Source organism: Cytobacillus firmus (assembly GCF_023657595.1).
Classification (GTDB): domain Bacteria; phylum Bacillota; class Bacilli; order Bacillales; family Cytobacillaceae; genus Cytobacillus; species Cytobacillus firmus_B.
In genome coordinates this window covers 1,798,906-1,816,748 of the sequence record NZ_CP098323.1, presented here as the reverse complement: position 1 = coordinate 1,816,748, position 17,843 = coordinate 1,798,906, and the positions used below count along the sequence as shown (strand labels likewise).

Genomic DNA, 17,843 nt, shown 5'->3' with positions numbered 1-17,843 from the left:
TTTAGAATAGAGAAAGCTGGTTTTGTTCCGGAAGGGATTCCAGGCAGCCGTGGTTATCGAGATACTCGATAATCGTCTTCGACACTTTTCCGCGCTGCTGCAGGTCTTCCTTCGAGAGGAATTCCCCTTCTCCCCTTGCTTTTACTATATTAAATGCTGCATTTGTACCCAAGCCCGGAATGGAATTAAACGGCGGTATCAAAGAATCTCCATCAATGATAAACTCACTTGCGCTTGAGCGGTATAAGTCCACCTTTTGGAAATTAAAGCCCCTTTCATTCATTTCCAGAGCCAGTTCCATTACAGTTAGCAGGTTCTTTTCTTTTGTTGAAGCATCAAGTCCCTTTGCATTGATTTCTTCAATGCGTGCACGGATCGCCTGGGATCCTTTTACCATTGCATCCACATCAAAGTCCTCTGCACGGACAGTAAAATATGCTGCATAGTAAAGAAGCGGATGGTGCACTTTAAAGTACGCAATCCGGACAGCCATTAATACGTAAGCAGCTGCATGGGCTTTTGGGAACATGTATTTAATCTTTTTACAGGAATCAATATACCATTCAGGCACTTCATTCTTTCTCATTTCCTCTTCCATCTCATCGCTCAGGCCTTTACCCTTACGGACCGATTCCATGATTTTGAAAGCAAAAGCAGGCTCCAGGCCCTGATAGATTAAATAAACCATTATATCATCACGGCAGCCGATAACTTCACTTAGGTTACAAATATTATTATGGATTAATTCCTGGGCATTTCCGAGCCAAACATCAGTACCATGAGAAAGACCTGAAATCTGCACAAGCTCTGAAAAAGTGGTCGGCTTCGTATCTTCGAGCATCTGGCGGACAAAGCGCGTACCAAATTCGGGTATGCCGAGTGTTCCGGTTTTACACATGATTTGCTCTTCAGTCACACCAAGTGATTCCGGCCCGCTGAAAATCTTCATTACTTCAGGGTCATCTGTGGGAATGGTTTTTGGATCAATTCCGCTCAGGTCCTGAAGCATCCTAATAACAGTCGGATCATCATGACCCAGTATATCAAGTTTTAATAGATTATCATGAATGGAATGGAAGTCGAAATGGGTTGTTTTCCATTCAGATGTCCGGTCGTCTGCAGGGAACTGAATTGGCGAAAAGTCGTAAATATCCATGTAATCCGGCACAACAATGATACCGCCCGGATGCTGTCCGGTTGTCCGCTTCACCCCTGTACAGCCGGAAGCGAGCCTGTCAATTTCCGCACCCCTTATTTGCAGATTATTATCGTTCTGGTATGCTTTGACGTAACCATAAGCTGTCTTATCGGCAACAGTACCGATTGTTCCCGCACGATATACATAATCCTCGCCGAATAGCACCTTTGTATAGTTATGGGCTCTTGGCTGGTATTCCCCAGAGAAGTTCAAGTCAATGTCGGGAACCTTATCTCCCTTGAAACCAAGGAACGTTTCAAACGGAATATCATGTCCATCCTTTTTATATTTAGCTCCACAGCTCGGGCAATCTTTATCAGGCAGGTCGAAGCCGGAGCCCACTGACCCGTCATTGAAAAACTCGGATGTTTTGCATTCCGGGCAAACGTAATGAGGCGGCAGCGGATTTACCTCCGTTATTTCGGTCATAGTCGCAACAAAGGAGGATCCCACAGATCCACGGGAACCAACCAGATAGCCATCATCCAGTGATTTTTTTACAAGTTTATGAGAGATCAGATAGATAACCGCGAAACCATGTCCGATAATACTCTTAAGTTCTTTTTCAAGGCGCGCCTCAACAATCTCAGGAAGCGGATCACCATAGATTCTTCTTGCCATTCCGTAACTCATGCTGCGCATCTCTTCATCTGCGCCTTCAATTTTTGGAGTATACAAATCATCTTTAATCGGCTTTATTTCTTCAATCATATCTGCTATTTTGTTCGTATTCTCTACCACAATTTCCTTCGCTTTGTCTTTGCCGAGAAATGAAAAAGCGTCAAGCATTTCATTGGTAGTCCTGAAATGAACATCCGGTAGCTGATGGCGATTCAGCGGATTCGCTCCTCCCTGTGAATTAACAAGGATTTTCCGGTAGATTTTATCATTTGGATTCAGGTAATGAACATTTCCTGTTGCAACTACCGGCAGACCAAGCTTGTCTCCCAGTTTTACAATATTACTGATGATTTCTTCCAGCGCTTTTTCATCTCTTACAAGTTCAAGCTCTAAAAGGTGTGCATAAACGGCCTTTGGATGCACTTCAAGATAATCATAGAATTGTGCTGTATCTTCGACTTCATCAGGGGATTTCTGCATCATGCCTTCAAAAACTTCCCCTTTATCGCATCCGGAACCAACCAGTATTCCCTCACGATGCTTTTGAAGGACTGACCTGGGAATGCGAGGCACTCTGTAAAAGTATTCCATATGCGAGATCGATACGAGTTTAAAGATGTTCTTCAGACCTGTTTCTGTTTGTGCAAGCAGGGTGCAATGGGCCGGCCTTGCACGCTGATAAGCATTTCCCTGCCCCATATTATCATTGAATTGATCATGATATTCGATTCCTTTTTCTTCTGCACCCTTTAACATCTTAAGTAGCAGATAGCCTGTTGCCTCCGCATCATAGATAGCACGGTGATGCTGGGTGAGTTCAACATCGAATTTTTTGGCAAGGGTATTCAGTCGATGATTTTTCATGTCGGGATATAAAAAGCGTGCAAGTTCAAGAGTATCTATTACAGGATTTGGCGCCTTGCCAATACCGATTTTTTTATAGCCGACATTCAGGAACCCCATGTCGAATGAAGCATTATGTGCTACTAAAACAGCATCTCCTGTCCATTCATGGAACTTCTTCAGGACTTCTTCCACTTCCGGTGCATTCTCCACAAGATCATCTGTTATTCCAGTCAAATTAATGGTTGTTGCGGATAAAGGGTGATGAGGGTTTGCAAAGGATTCAAACCGATCAATGATTTCACCATCATGAATCTTAACTGCAGCAAGTTCAATAATCGTATCATAAACAGCTGATAGACCTGTTGTCTCAACATCAAATACAACATACGTATCTTCAGTAAGCTTGCGATGAGCATCGTTATAAGCAATCGGCACACCATCATCCACAAGATTTGCTTCAATTCCATACAGGATCTTAATATCATTCTTTTTCCCGGCACCATAGGCTTCAGGGAATGACTGAGCAACAGCATGGTCTGTAATGGCTACTGCTTTATGGCCCCATTTCTTCGCCTGGGAAACCAGTGCACTGACAGATGAAACAGCATCCATTTGGCTCATCGGTGTATGAAGATGAAGTTCAACCCTTTTTTCTTCAGCAGGCGATGTATCCTGCCTTTGAATAGGTTTAATCTCATTGATATCGTTCCCGATCATTACCAGATCACGGACAAATGTATCATTTTGAATGCTTCCGCGGACCTTTAGCCACATCCCTTTTTGAATATGCTGGTATAAAGCGGCATCCTCTTTATCCCGGGAAAACATTTTTACTAGAATGGAACTGGTATAATCCGTAATTTTAAAAGTTAAGAGTGTCCGGCCGCTGCGGAGCTCTCTTGTCTCAGCAGCAAACACGTAGCCTTCAATGGCTACCCGGCGTTCTTCATCTACTATATCAATCAATTTGCGGTAATCTGCATCATCTTTAATGGTAAGACCAATCGTAAGAGGCCCCTTGGGTGCTGTGTGATCTGCAGATTCAGCTTCCGCTTCTTTCTTCTGCATCTCGATTGCTGCCTGGATACCACGCTCCTGGTCTTCTTTGCGTTTGGCTTCCATGAATTTTTCATATTCTTCATTGGAACCATCTGCAGAAATCTCTGTATCAACTGTTAAGGCCGGAAAGCCAAAAACTTGAAACACATCTGAAATAGTGCCGGCATACTTTTTCTTGATAGACAATCCTTCCAATTCATTACGGACTTTAATGATAAGTTTGTTGCCCTGTACAGAAGGAACCTGCTCATTCAGAAGCTTTAATAGCGGCGGCGCCATGCCATCCATTTCTTTAATGCAGTTATGCCAGTATTCAAGTACAAGCTGTTCAGTAAAATCCTGATTTCTGACGGAGATGCTATATGAAATTTCTGCGATATGGGAAAATGTTTTTTCCAGCTGATCTGTAAAACGGCTGTATACACTGCAAGGCAATATCTTTGGAAAGGCAAAATAAAAATGCCATTTCCGTGACTGTCTTTCGACTATGACCCTTTCGATTTGGGCATCATGAAAGTGCTGCACAAAGGCATCTTCAGTTAGCTGCATCTGCTGGAGCAAGAGCTGAAATCTAGAAGGTTCGCTCATCTTTCTCTCTCCCATCCAATAATCTTGGTTTCTATTTTAAGTTGAATTTTTTTTAAGTAATTATAAAAGGCTTTTTCCGTATAAATTGTTGTTTTTCTCTTTCAATGTTGTCCGTTGATTTCCGCTCCAGGCTGCTCGCTTTCCGCGGGGCGGGCGGTGAGCCTCCTCGACGCTCCGCGCCTGCGGGGTCTCACCTGTCCCGCTACTCCCGCAGGACGTTGAATAACCTTCCCCGAAAAAACACCGCACGAAGAAAATGCGATAGCATTTTAGAGGATCTCGCACCTTCCGCTCCAATTAACTCAGAAAAATAATATAAAAAAAGCAGCATCTGCGCAAACAGCCTTTTAAAAAAACAGACGGACTTAATTATAACATATCGTATCAGATAGTGATTGAAAAAAACGGATTCCATTTTGGAACCCGTTTTTTCGTCTAATTAAAGGATATTGCACATATTTTTTATGCAGGAATGTTGCGTTGCACTAGCTTTTTACAGGAAAAATCTCTGAATATCGTTCCAAGTAACCACCAGCATTAATAGCATTAAAAGGGCAAATCCTATAAAATGGACCATTCCCTCTTTGTGGCGGTCAATCGGCTTCCCTCGTACAGCCTCAACTGCAAAAAACATTAATCTGCCGCCATCAAGAGCAGGTATTGGAAGCAAGTTCATAATTCCCAGATTTATGCTTAGAATTCCTGCCCATTTCATCAGGTAGTAGATGCCGGATTTGGCTACAGTATCTGTCGAAACATAAATGCCTACCGGGCCTGATAATGCATCAATTGAAAACTGACCAGTGACAAGCTTGCCCAGCATAACAAAAATTTCTTTTGTCCAGAAATAAGTTTCCTTGGCTCCGTAGGTAATAGCCTTTAATGGAGATTTTTCCATCGGGCTATAAACACCAATAATTCCAATTTTTTCGCCTTCTACATTCTGAACCTTTGGTGTAACCAATATAGTATGTTCCTGGCCGTTTCTTTCCACTAAAAATTCAAGTTCTTCACTTGGGTTCTTTCTAATGATTTCCACTACATCTGACCAGCTTGAAATTTCGGCTCCATCCACACTTTGAACCATATCGCCTTCCTTTAGCCCAGCTTCATAAGCTGCACCATCAGGAGTCAGCTTGCCAAGGGCAGGTTCATTTGTTGGAATGCCCTGCAATAAGGCTATTAGAACAAAAACGATAAAAGCCAGAACAAAATTCATCATTGGGCCCGCGAAAATCGCCATTGTTCTCTGACCCAAGGTCTTTGATGCAAATTGACGATCATACGGAGCAATGAGCGTTTCGGTCCCATCCTCAACCAGTACGGCTGAACGGCTGACTTTGAAAATTTGGATGGACTCATCCTCTTCTCCCTCAACATATCCTTTTATTACAAGGGTATGCTCAATATCAGCATCTTCAACTTCAACGATTCTTGCATCAGGATACTTATCTTTGTTGTTCAATATAATTTTGCTTACTTCCTCGTTTTTATCAAGGATCAAGCCAATGCGGTAGCCTGGTTTGATTTCCACCATTTCAGGATCTTCACCGGCCATGCGGACAAACCCGCCAATGGGCAGAAGACGAATCGTATATACTGTTTCATCTTTTTTAAAGGAAAATACCTTGGGCCCGAATCCAATGGCAAATTCCCGGCAGAGTATTCCTGCTCTTTTTGCGAATATTAAATGTCCGAGTTCATGAAAAAATACCAATGCCCCGAAAATAACAATAAAGGCTATTACTGTACTCAAGTTTTAACCACCTTTTTTTAGAGGTTGTTCAACTGCTGCTGGTAAGTGCATTAATTTATCAACTGTTACGCACTTTTAGCACTTGAACACAAGCTTATAGAAGCGAGCTTACAAATCTCCTCGTTTCCAAATCGGTTTCCTGAATTTCAGTCAGATTTGGATTTGAGATGATGTCATGGCTGCCCAGTGCTCTTTCGATGAAATCTTCTATTTGCAGGAAGGTAATCTTTCCATCCAGGAATGCAGCAACAGCAGCTTCATTCGCAGCATTCAATACGGCTGGCATTGATCCGCCAGCTTTTCCGGCTTCATAGGCAAATTTCAGACAGCGAAAACGATTAAAGTCCATTTCTGCAAAATGGAGCTTGCCGATTTCAGCAAGATTCAGCCGTTTTGCTGTTTGCAGCGGGAGCCTGTCAGGATATGTTAAAGCATACTGTATAGGTACTCTCATATCCGGTGTGCCAAGCTGTGCGATTACACTGCTGTCATGATATTCCACCATAGAATGGATAATGCTTTCTTTATGAAGAAGAACATCTATTTTATTGTAGTCCATGGAGAAAAGCCAATGTGCTTCAATAACTTCAAGTCCCTTATTCATCATAGTGGCAGAATCAATAGTTATTTTTGCTCCCATTGACCAATTTGGATGATTAAGCGCTTCTTGGACAGTCACATTTTCCAGTTCCTTGCGGGAGCGGTCCCTGAAGCTGCCTCCAGAAGCTGTTAAAATAAGCCTTTCAATATTTTTTTCTTTTTCCCCCTGCAGAGATTGAAAAATAGCAGAGTGTTCACTGTCTACAGGAAGGAGGGGTACACCATTCCGCTTTGCTGCTTCCATGACCAGATGGCCGGCAGTTACAAGGGTTTCCTTATTCGCGATGGCGATTGTCTTCTTTTCCTCAATCGCCTGCAGGGTAGGATTAAGGCCTACACTGCCTAATACTGCATTAACCAGTATTTCTGATTTTTTGTAAACGGCAACTTCTATCAAACCTTCATGTCCATATGTAAATGTTATGCCGGGAAACTCCGATTTAAGAATATCTGCGGAACTTTTTTCTGATAGTGAGACAAGTTCTGGCTGAAAGTCAGATATAATCTTCCTGGCAAGATCTATATTCCTGCCGGCAGACATGGCTGCCAGCTTAAAATCCTCGGGGTGCTCCTTAATAATGTCGAGGGTCTGTATTCCAATAGACCCTGTTGCCCCCATCAAACTGATATATTTCATAGTCTCCTCCTTATAAGAAAAGCGGAAGCGTCTTGCCCACCCCGACAATGACCTCGAGGGGGTTGGCGCTGGAGCTAGACAGTTATTTAACTTAAGAATCACTAAATTCTGATCTATAAGAAAAGCGGAAGCGCCTCGCTCACCCCCGACAAGCATAAGATGAGCCTCACCCACTTAAATGCGTTCTTTTGCATTTATGCAGGAACGGCTTATGATCTCGAGGTGGCTGGCGCTGGCGCTGAACAATTATCTAGTATCCAAATGTATACTGGTCTTTAGCCAATATGTTTACAGCAGGTGAAAAAAGTGGAGCAATGGCAGGACGAATAATAAACTGTCAAAACGGTCCAGGATTCCGCCATGACCAGGCAAAATATTTCCTGAGTCTTTTACATTATAATGACGTTTTAATGCTGATTCTACTAAATCCCCTATTTGCCCAAACACTGACAGGATTGCTGTAATTACTAATAACCCGAACAGGGATTCATCAATATCTGTAAAGATAATAAATAACACCGCAACTGCAAGAGCACAGGCTACACCGCCAAGCGAGCCTTCAACGGTCTTATTTGGACTGATTTCAGGCCAAAGCTTCTTCTTTCCCATTGCTTTTCCTATAAAGTAGGCACCTGAATCTGTTGCCCAAATAAGGAAAAGTGCAAAAAAGAGATAGGTCAGGCCTTGGTCGGCGAAGCGGGTTTCCATAAAATAATAAAACCCAATGCCAACATATAATGTGGACATAATGGAAAAAGCCACATCATCAAAAGTAAATTTGTTTTTTGTCGCAACTGTATACGTTAAGAAAAGAAGCACCCCAAAAAGAGCTACCTCAATTTTTGTATAATTCATATCATCCAGGATTGACTGAAATTCTCTAGGCAAAAGGAAAATCCACAATAATAATAAAGAAATAATGCCTGGAATCGAGAATAAACTTAAATTTCTCATTTTCAATAATTCAAATAGGGCAATGGATGCCAGCAAATATGCCAGGATGATGATTGGCATGCCTCCAATGATAATGATCGGCAGGAGGATTGCCCCAAATATAATGGCTGTGATAATACGCTGTTTCATTCAATTTTCAACACCTTTATTGTACTCCTCCAAAACGCCTCTGGCGGCTTTGGAATACTTCAATGGCTTCAAGCATTTGCTCTTCATTGAAATCCGGCCATAAGACATCCGTAAACCAGAATTCCGTGTATGCAAGCTGCCAGAGCATAAAATTGCTTAATCTGATTTCACCGCTTGTACGTATCAGCAGATCAGGATCCTTCAGCCCGCCTGTCATGAGGTAGGATGAGAATTTTTCTTCATTCAATTCATTTTCATTCATTATACCACTTTTGCAATCATTTAAGACATGCCTGACGGCTTCGAGTATTTCTGCTCTGCTCCCATAATTTAATGCAAAGTTCAGCACCAGTCCTGTGTTGTTTTTTGTCTCTTCCATCGCTTTGGAAACTGCATTACGCGTATGAGCAGGCAGGTGGTCAAAATAGCCGATCATTCTTACCTGCACATTCTCTTCTATCAGTTCCGGAAGGAAAGTTCCCAGAAACTCCTCTGGCAGCTTCATAAGAAAGTCCACTTCCATTTTAGGACGTTTCCAATTCTCAGTTGAGAATGCATATAAGGTTAGAGTCTTCACTCCAATATCGCTTGCAAATCTGGTGATTTTTCGGACGACCTTCATTCCCTCATGATGGCCGGCAACTCTTGGGAGCGCCCGTTTTTTTGCCCACCTGCCATTCCCATCCATAATGATGGCAACATGCTCAGGTATTTGTAATTCTTTTATTTTTTCAACTCTCTCTCGGAGATTGGAAGAACTGTTTTGGGACTTCCATAACTTCATTTTATCAAACATAAGTCTGCTCCTTTAAAATAGGTTAATCCTCCGATAAAAGACAAAGTGTGAAACTTCAATCAGCAGGAGCTTTTTCCCGCTTATTGATAGTTGAAATTCAGTCATAGTATCTTTTAGAGATTATTCTAATGGTAAAATAATGATATTGCCTCTTTCCGCATGATAATATCATACCAAAAATAATTAAATATATCTCTATAAAAGAGTATGTTACCAGAAAGTTAATTCAGGATAGGAATCTGCCTTCTTCGTATATTACAGCAGAGTCGGCGCCTTAGCGCCAAATCAGATTATGTATGGCCCTAAAGAGTAAAAGAACCCCCTATTGATAGAGGGTTCTAACTATAGAATAAATTAGACTGCAAGGATTTCTTTTTCTTTTTCTTTTGTTAATTCGTCAATCTTACTGATATGGTCATCAGTAAGTTTTTGAATATCATCAGAAAAACCGCGGAGATCATCTTCAGTGATCTCTCCATTTTTCTCAAGCTTTTTCAGGTCATCATTGGCATCGCGGCGAACATTGCGGATGGCAACTTTTGCTTCTTCTGATTCTTTTTTAACAACCTTAACAAGCTCTTTACGGCGTTCTTCTGTTAGCTGCGGAATAGCCAGTCTAATTACACTGCCGTCATTTGAGGGATTTAAGCCGATATCAGATTTAAGGATGGCTTTTTCAATTTCTCCCAGAATGGTTTTGTCATAAGGCGTTATGACTAAAAGGCGCGCTTCAGGAGCAGACACCCCGGCAAGCTGGTTAACAGGAGTCGGCGCACCGTAGTAATCAACAGTGATGCGATCAAGCAAAGAAGCGTTGGCTTTACCTGCACGGATGCTCGCAAGCTCCCTTGTATAAGCTGAAATTGCTTTAGTCATTCTTTCTTTTGCATCTGAAATAACTTGTTTTGGCATTATTTTTTCCCCCTAACGATAGTTCCGATTGTTTCACCCATTACGGCGCGGTTAATATTGCCTTTTTCCATGATTGAAAATACAATTAACGGAATGTTGTTATCCATGCATAAAGATGATGCTGTAGAATCCATTACTGCCAATCCTTCTTTTAATACATCAAGATAGGAAAGTTCATCGTATTTCTTTGCGTTTTTATCAACACGCGGATCAGCTGAATAGACGCCATCCACATTGTTTTTCGCCATAAGAATTACTTCTGCTTCAATTTCTGCAGCTCGCAATGCTGCTGTAGTATCAGTAGAGAAGTAAGGATTTCCGGTTCCCGCAGCAAAGATTACAACCCGCTTTTTCTCGAGATGGCGGATGGCTCTTCTGCGGATGTACGGTTCAGCAACCTGTCTCATCTCGATTGAGGTTTGAACTCTCGTCTCCACTCCAAGATTCTCGAGGCTATCCTGTAATGCCAATGAGTTCATAACAGTTGCAAGCATACCCATATAGTCTGCATTTGCTCTGTCCATACCCATTTCTTCTCCGATCTTTCCTCGCCAAATGTTTCCGCCGCCAACTACAACAGCAACCTCGACACCTAGCTCAGCCAGATCCTTCACCTGTGCAGCAATTGATTTAATCACTGAAGGATTAATTCCGAAACCTTGCTCTCCTGCTAAAGCTTCTCCACTTAATTTCAAGACCACGCGTTTGAATTTTGGGCTGCTCATAAGAACCTCCATATGTAGTATAAAAAGCTCAAGCGCTTAAAGACGCTATTGCTGCATTTACAATCTATCCTATTCTTGAAAAACAGGGAACACAAAGTGTTCCCTGAATCATAGCTGATTTATTACTATAAAATATTACTTCTTAACCTGGTTCATTACTTCTTCAGCGAAGTTGTCTTCACGCTTTTCGATGCCTTCTCCAACTTCATAGCGAACGAACTCACGGATTTTTCCGCCTTTAGAATCAACGAATTTGCCAACTTTTTGATCAGGGTTTTTAACAAAAGCCTGGTCGTTTACGCAAACATCTTCGAAATACTTGCCAAGACGGCCTTCAACCATCTTTGCAACGATGTTTTCCGGCTTGCCTTCGTTAAGAGCCTGCTGAGTCAATACTTGACGCTCGCGCTCTACTTCGTCCTGTGAAACTTCATCACGGGATACATACTTAGGGTTTAGGGCTGCAATATGCATTGCAACATCTTTCGCTGCATCTTCGTCAGTTGTTCCTTCAAGAACTGTTAGCACACCAATGCGTCCTCCCATGTGAAGGTACGCACCAAATGCGTCGCTGTCAGTTTTTGTTTTGATTTCGAAGCGGCGAAGAGAAAGCTTTTCTCCGATTTTAGCAATCGCACTATTGATGTGAGATTCTAAATTAGCACCGTTAGCCATAGTTTGTCCAGCTGCTTCTTCTACTGAAGCCGGCTTTGCAGAAAGTAAGTGTTCTGCGATTTCTTTAACAAGTGTTTGGAATCCTTCGTTTTTAGCAACGAAATCTGTTTCAGAGTTTACTTCAAGGATAACGGCTTCGTTTCCGTCAACCTTTACAGAAGTAAGACCTTCTGCAGCGATACGGTCACCTTTTTTAGCAGCCTTAGCAATTCCTTTTTCACGAAGGAAGTCGATTGCTTTTTCCATATCACCTTCAGTTTCCTGAAGAGCTTTTTTGCAGTCCATCATGCCTGCGCCTGTTTTTTCACGAAGTTCTTTAACCATTTGAGCAGTAATTGCCATTATGAGATCCTCCTTAATGAGTTATGTAATAATATCTTTACCATTTATTACTGTATAGAAAACTAAACTTTGCCTTTTCTTTAAAAAAAGGTGATAAAGGGTGCTCCCTCTTATCACCTTCTTTAAAATCAAGAAAAAAGCACCTTAGAGCTGTACAGCTCCAGCGCACCAGGGCGCGTCCGCTTTTCTATTAAGCAGTTGTAACTTCTTCACCTTGTTTAGCTTCAAGGATAGCATCTGCCATCTTGCCTGTTAATAATTTAACAGCACGGATAGCATCATCGTTTGCAGGGATTACAACATCAATTTCATCCGGATCACAGTTAGTATCAACGATACCAACGATAGGGATGTTTAATTTATGTGCTTCTGCAACAGCAATGCGCTCTTTGCGAGGGTCAATGATGAATAGAGCATCTGGAAGGCTCTTCATGTCTTTGATTCCGCCCAAGAACTTCTCTAAGCGCTCTTGCTCTTTCTTCAATTGAACAACTTCTTTTTTAGGAAGAACTTCGAAAGTTCCATCTTCGGACATTCTTTCGATATCCTTTAAACGCGAAATACGCTTTTGGATTGTTTCAAAGTTTGTTAAAGTTCCGCCTAACCAGCGCTGGTTAACATAGAACATACCAGAACGGATAGCTTCTTCTTTAACGGAATCTTGAGCTTGTTTCTTAGTTCCTACGAAAAGGATAGTACCGCCGTTTCCAGCAAGCTCCTTAACGAAGTTGTAAGCTTCTTCTACCTTCTTAACAGTCTTTTGAAGGTCGATGATGTAGATGCCGTTACGCTCAGTGAAGATATATTTCTTCATCTTAGGGTTCCAGCGGCGTGTTTGGTGTCCGAAGTGCACACCAGCTTCAAGCAATTGCTTCATTGAAATTACTGACATTTGTGTTTCCTCCTAATGGTTTTTATTTCCTCCGCCTATATCATTTTCAGCCGGCAACTGCATGTGAACAGCACCATCCGGCTAAATCCATAAGCGTGTGTATTAACACCATTTGTTAATATAGCATAAGTGTTTTTCACAATCAAGCTATTCTTGCTGATTTTGACGAAATTTAAGCATTAACTCGACTTCTGTCTTCCCTTTGCCTAATTTTTTGGCAATATCCCCCGCACTCATTCCCTGTTTTTTCAGAATAAATACTTGATCATATATTGATGAAGGATTTTCTTCCTTAATTGACTGACTGCTATCTGACTGTGTGACAGATTCATTTTCCTTTAAGGATGGTAAGCGTTCTTTTTCACTCAATTTATCCTCTGCTGCCCTCAAATTTTGTTTGTAGGCTTTAGATGCCTGGTAAATGGATGCTCTGGCTAATGGCATTGATTTCTCATCTGCTTTAGCTATATCTAGTTCATTTTTTCTGTCCAAATTTACCGGGATGCTTTTCTCTTTTATAGAAGTATCGTTTTTCGCATTGGCCTTCGAAAGTTTGCTAATAAAATCATCGTTTTCTTCTTTCATTTGAACAAGGTACGCTGATATAACCTCTTCCATTTCAATAAGCACTTTTTCCTGTCTTTTCTCTGTATCCATTAGTTTATTCTGACGCAAATAAAGCAGGATAATGGCTAATAAGGCTACAATATTTAATAACAGGCTTAGAGCTAATAGAAAAGCTGTCATGATATCCCTCTATCCGCTGTAGTCAATAACCTTCCCTTTGTAAGGATGGTTCTGTCTGTCATTGCTGTCTTTTTTTTGATCTTCTTTCCTATCATGTTCCCCGGCCTCTTTTTGTCTTTGACTGTCATCATTGCCAAGATTGACATTTTGTTTATGCTCCTGTTTTACCACAGTTTTCCGCTGCTTTTCAGCATTTTCCCGGGTACTGTCGGCAGCAAACCCGCTAATGGTCTGTCCCCTCTGCTGAAGCTGATCCTGAATTTTACCTGCTTCGAACGTTCTAGGCAGTGCTATCTGAAGTTCTATTGATTTCAAAGTCATCCCAGATCACACCCCTGATAACTGCTCACTTCTTATTTCTCCTTTTAGGAAATGAAACTTTAAAGATTTGACAGTTTGCCGGATCACTTTTGAATACTTTCCAAAGTGAATTACAGTGTTAGGATAGATCTGCCCGTAAATAAGAATTGAAGCATTCATTTTTTCTTCTTTTTCTCTTTCCAATTCAGCCAGATCTTCATTTATTTTGCTCAATTTATTCTGCAAATGAGCTTTTGTAGCCCGTTGCTTGAGAATAATTATTCTCTGTTCCTCTGTCAGGTTTCCTGTCAGCTTTGCCATTTCTATCAGTCTGCCTTCGATACTATCAAGCTTTTTGATGGATTCGTGAAGTTTGGCTGATTCATTTAATAGATCTTCTTCAGCGTTATCCACATTGGAGTCGTTTCCGGCAAGAAGCTCTGTCTTAGTATATAAGTGATTGCCCAGTTCTTTGATTTCAATGTCGGACCCGGACTGAAGTTTTCCTCCAATAACCAATGCTTCTCTGCACCTGATGGCTCCTACAGCTTGAACATAGCTGTGCAGGATTGACTTTTGTATAATAACGTCCTGTTCTGCCTTCACATTTGCCTGATTCAGGTATGCTGCCTGAACAGAACCTCCTGATATAACTGAACCTTTATGACTGCCTGAAATTCCGCCAGTAACAAGCACGTTATTATCCGCCTGCAGGAAAGAACCTTCAACAAGACCAGCAACAATGATGTCACCTCCGGCTATAATCTCATAACCGGCAGGAACATTTCCGCGAATCACAACATACCCGACAAAATTAATATTCCCGGTCTTCAAGTCAAGGTCTCCTTTAACCTCAAACACCGGATTCACAGAAATGCTGTTCTGAGTGAAACTAACCTGTCCATCTAATAGCGAATAATATTTGCCGCCATTTACGAAAACACTTTTTCCTGCCTTGACTCTTAAAGGCTTTCCATCCTTTGCCGGTATCCGCTTGCCAAAAATATTCTTCCCGGAAGCACCGGGGGCAGCAGGAATAACAGATGCCAGGAGCTGTCCCTGTGTAACAGATGGGATATGGAGTACATCTCTGAAATTAAATCCCTTTCTGCCCGTTTTCCAGTCAAAAGAGGCTTCATTTAATAGATATGCATCACTGCCGTTTTCTGCAGGAACTCCTTTTGCTATTGGTATGGGATATTCCACTGAGAACGGATCTTTGCAGATTCTCTGAATTACTTCTTTGCTCACACCAAAAATGACCTTTTCATCAGCAAGCAGTTTATGAATCATTTCAGGCTGGACAGTTCCATCCAGTTCATCAATATCTATCGGCTGTATCCATGCAGATAAACCGTGAGCATCAACTAAAAGTTGAAATAGATTTTCCATGCTGATTCCTTCCTTTGCAGAAAGAAATGGCATAAGACTATATGACTTTTTCCAGCAGCTGTCTCAGCTTAAAAATTGACTTTGAATGGATTTGGGATATGCGGGATGTTGATAGGCCCATTACTTCGCCAATTTCTGTAAGTGTTAACTCCTCTTTGTAAAATAAACTTAGCACAAGCTGCTCTTTTTCATTCAATTGTAAGATTTTTTCAGCCATTTCTTCCAAGATTTCATTTTTCAATACCTTTTCTTCTGGAATGATTGCTTTTTCATCCTTTATTGAATAACTGGCATCTTTTTCTTCTGAATCAGGCTGCTCATCAATTGAGAGGATGTTTGCGTAAAAATGTTCGTTCATAACAGAATACACTTCTTCTTCCTGCATATCTGTTTCTTCAGCAATTTCATAAACTGTTGCATTACGCATCAGCCGCTGCTCCAGCTTCTCAGTAGCAGCTTCAATTTTTTTCGCCTTATCCCTCGTACTTCTGGGAAGCCAATCTTCTTTTCTTAATCCATCTAGAATGGCACCGCGAATTCGAAAGGAAGCATATGTATCAAATTTCAAATCTCTTGCAGGCTCAAACTTTTCCAGCGCATCATACAAACCCATTAGTCCAAGGCTTCGTATATCATCTCTTGAAACATTCTTCGGCAGGGCAGCGGATATTCGCTGAACATGATAGCTTACAAGAGGCAAATATTTTTTCACAAGAAAATTCCCCGCTTGAGCATCACGAGAGTCGACCCATTTAGCCCAGTATGTGCTTTCTTCGGTTATCATGTCTGCCATGGCCATCCTCCTCAAACGTTTCCATTTCTATTAATTATTGTTAGTATATCAAAACTTTTCTATTAAAATATTGCCTTTCATCCTAAACTGCTCAGTTCTTTTCCAAAATAAGGGGGTCTTTCGAAGAAATAATTGGAGAGAGCAATAATTAAGCCGGAGAGAAAATCAGCTTGTATGGCTGGCAGAAATCATCCGGCAGCATTTAAGACTTTTATGACGATTTATATAAGGCTTGAATTTCCTCAACCTGGAACGAGAATTTAAATAACAACTTGCCCTTTATTAACAGTCCGCACCATCAGGTCGCCTGATTGAGGATTGAATTCAATTGTTCTGCCGCTATGTCCGCCAACATCTTCACCTAAAATAGCAATCTTTAAGGAATTTAGTTCCTTTTTTACTGCTTCCACATTCCTTGGGCCAATCCTCATTAAATCACTTCCGGAGGAGTATTTGAACATTTGGGCTCCGCCGGCAATTTTGGCATTTAAATGTGAAGCTTTTGCACCTTTTTTCTCCATCAGGCTCACCAAATCCCTGATTGCAGTATTAGCATATTTAGCTGAATTAAAGCTTGTGTTTTTTGCAAGAGATGAATCAGGCAGCATAATATGTGCCAGCCCGGCAATTTCTGCACTAAGATCATAAAGAACCACACCTACACAGGAACCAAGTCCTGATGTCCTGATTAAACCCGGAGTTTTAACAATATTCATATCTGCTATACCGACTTTTACAATTTCTTGAATACTATTCATAATCCGGAACTCCCAATGCCTTAAAGATTATTTGAAATGATTGAGGATCAGGCAGCAGAAAGAAATGGCCATTAACAGCATCCGTATTTTGAAGCTCATCATTTAAAGCTGTATCAATTACGATGGCATAATCGCTCACCTGTGAAATCTCCAGGAGACCTGTTCCGATAATTGCCCCCACCATATCAATGCTTAGCATCGGCACTGAAGGGAAAAGTGACAGCTTAGTAAAATCCGATAACGAAGATAAATATGATCCTGATAAAATGTTGCCAAGCTCCTGAAGAGCGGATAGAGCAAGTTCATCATATGGCAGCTCATCTGCACAAAAAGGAATGTTTCCAGGCAGTTCCCGAATAAAGTTTTCAGCCTGTGTAAGAGGCAGGACAAAAAACATGCTGCCAGGGGCGTCTCCTTCTATCCTTAGAAACACCCCTGCCACAACATTTTCCGGGCCTCCTGCCATATCGATCATTTCATCAAAAGAAACAATTTTCACATCCGGAACAGACATATCAATTTTTTTATTAAGCAGCGTTGATAATGCAGTAGCCGCATGACCCGCACCAATATTCCCGATTTCTTTAAGAATATCCAATTGCATGCTGCTGATATTTTTTTCTAAAAAATTCATCCCGCTAATCCTTTTTCATCCTGAGCTGCCAATTCTTCAGGATTCAGAACTTTTTTCAAATCTATCAGGATAAATAACCGTTTTTCGATCTTTGTAACACCCTTGATAAAATCGGCATCTTCTGAACCTATTACCTCCGGAGGGGGTTCAATTGATTCAGGCGCCACATCAATCACATCATTTGCAGAATCTACAATCAAACCGACTTCCATATCGTTCAATACTGCGATGATGACTCGTGAATGCTCATTATATTCAGCCTCTTCAAGATTAAATCTGCTTCTCAGACTAATAATAGGTGTCACAACACCCCTTAAATTGATTACTCCTTTAACAAAACCAACTGTTCGAGGAACCCGGGTAATGTGCTCAACCTTCTCTATGGAACGCACCTGATTAACTGGAATTGCATATTCTTTGTCTTTCAGCTGAAATACAATCAATTTTAAATCCGCTGCTGCCGCCTCACTCAACATGTTCACTCCTCGT

General features: G+C 41.3%; 16 protein-coding genes. All 16 read right to left on the bottom strand.

Going from position 1 to position 17,843, the window contains the following annotated elements; genetic code table 11:
- Position 1: 1 nt before the first annotated feature.
- The 16 genes from NAF01_RS09395 to NAF01_RS09320 all read right to left on the bottom strand — a co-directional run bounded on the left by NAF01_RS09395 (position 2) and on the right by NAF01_RS09320 (position 17,830).
- Positions 2-4,312, bottom strand: coding sequence for a PolC-type DNA polymerase III (locus NAF01_RS09395; RefSeq protein ID WP_197248066.1), 4,311 nt, complete (start codon positions 4,310-4,312; stop codon positions 2-4).
- A gap of 493 nt (positions 4,313-4,805) precedes the next feature.
- Positions 4,806-6,068: an RIP metalloprotease RseP gene (rseP, locus tag NAF01_RS09390; protein ID WP_197248064.1), complete on the bottom strand. Its 1,263-nt coding sequence runs from the start codon at positions 6,066-6,068 to the stop codon at positions 4,806-4,808.
- A 94-nt stretch (positions 6,069-6,162) separates the two neighbouring features.
- Complete coding sequence (gene dxr / locus NAF01_RS09385; protein WP_197248062.1) at positions 6,163-7,305, bottom strand: 1-deoxy-D-xylulose-5-phosphate reductoisomerase; 1,143 nt, start codon at positions 7,303-7,305, stop codon at positions 6,163-6,165.
- 288 nt (positions 7,306-7,593) lie between these two features.
- Entirely contained in the window at positions 7,594-8,388 is a 795-nt protein-coding gene (locus NAF01_RS09380; RefSeq protein WP_048008993.1) for a phosphatidate cytidylyltransferase, read from the bottom strand.
- 16 nt (positions 8,389-8,404) lie between these two features.
- The gene (locus NAF01_RS09375) at positions 8,405-9,184 is read right to left on the bottom strand and encodes an undecaprenyl pyrophosphate synthase (RefSeq protein ID WP_076255831.1); all 780 of its coding nucleotides are present in this window, start codon (positions 9,182-9,184) and stop codon (positions 8,405-8,407) included.
- Between the two features lie 354 nt (positions 9,185-9,538).
- Positions 9,539-10,096, bottom strand: coding sequence for a ribosome recycling factor (gene frr, locus NAF01_RS09370; RefSeq protein ID WP_076255829.1), 558 nt, complete (start codon positions 10,094-10,096; stop codon positions 9,539-9,541).
- Entirely contained in the window at positions 10,096-10,821 is a 726-nt protein-coding gene (gene pyrH / locus NAF01_RS09365) for a UMP kinase (RefSeq protein ID WP_163145104.1), read from the bottom strand. The genes frr and pyrH overlap by 1 nt, the downstream gene beginning before the upstream one ends.
- Before the next feature lie 135 nt (positions 10,822-10,956).
- Positions 10,957-11,838, bottom strand: coding sequence for a translation elongation factor Ts (gene tsf, locus NAF01_RS09360; protein ID WP_197248060.1), 882 nt, complete (start codon positions 11,836-11,838; stop codon positions 10,957-10,959).
- Positions 11,839-12,028: 190 nt separating this feature from the next.
- Positions 12,029-12,730 carry a 30S ribosomal protein S2 gene (rpsB, locus tag NAF01_RS09355; protein ID WP_035329011.1) on the bottom strand — a complete coding sequence of 234 codons (702 nt, stop codon included), beginning with the start codon at positions 12,728-12,730 and terminating at the stop codon, positions 12,029-12,031.
- A 147-nt stretch (positions 12,731-12,877) separates the two neighbouring features.
- Positions 12,878-13,477 (bottom strand): DUF6115 domain-containing protein, encoded by a 600-nt coding sequence (locus NAF01_RS09350; protein ID WP_197248058.1) that lies wholly within the window; start codon positions 13,475-13,477, stop codon positions 12,878-12,880.
- 9 nt (positions 13,478-13,486) lie between these two features.
- Entirely contained in the window at positions 13,487-13,798 is a 312-nt protein-coding gene (locus NAF01_RS09345) for a hypothetical protein (RefSeq protein ID WP_197248056.1), read from the bottom strand.
- 6 nt (positions 13,799-13,804) lie between these two features.
- The gene (locus NAF01_RS09340) at positions 13,805-15,169 is read right to left on the bottom strand and encodes a flagellar assembly protein A (protein WP_197248054.1); all 1,365 of its coding nucleotides are present in this window, start codon (positions 15,167-15,169) and stop codon (positions 13,805-13,807) included.
- A 37-nt stretch (positions 15,170-15,206) separates the two neighbouring features.
- On the bottom strand, positions 15,207-15,962 hold the full coding sequence (locus NAF01_RS09335; protein WP_048009002.1) for a FliA/WhiG family RNA polymerase sigma factor: 756 nt from the start codon (positions 15,960-15,962) through the stop codon (positions 15,207-15,209).
- A gap of 260 nt (positions 15,963-16,222) precedes the next feature.
- Positions 16,223-16,720 (bottom strand): chemotaxis protein CheD, encoded by a 498-nt coding sequence (locus NAF01_RS09330; RefSeq protein WP_197248052.1) that lies wholly within the window; start codon positions 16,718-16,720, stop codon positions 16,223-16,225.
- The gene (locus NAF01_RS09325; RefSeq protein ID WP_197248050.1) at positions 16,713-17,354 is read right to left on the bottom strand and encodes a chemotaxis protein CheC; all 642 of its coding nucleotides are present in this window, start codon (positions 17,352-17,354) and stop codon (positions 16,713-16,715) included. Before NAF01_RS09325 ends, NAF01_RS09330 begins: the two co-directional genes overlap by 8 nt.
- Positions 17,351-17,830: a chemotaxis protein CheW gene (locus NAF01_RS09320; protein WP_197087616.1), complete on the bottom strand. Its 480-nt coding sequence runs from the start codon at positions 17,828-17,830 to the stop codon at positions 17,351-17,353. The genes NAF01_RS09325 and NAF01_RS09320 overlap by 4 nt, the downstream gene beginning before the upstream one ends.
- Between the last annotated feature and the right edge of the window lie 13 nt (positions 17,831-17,843).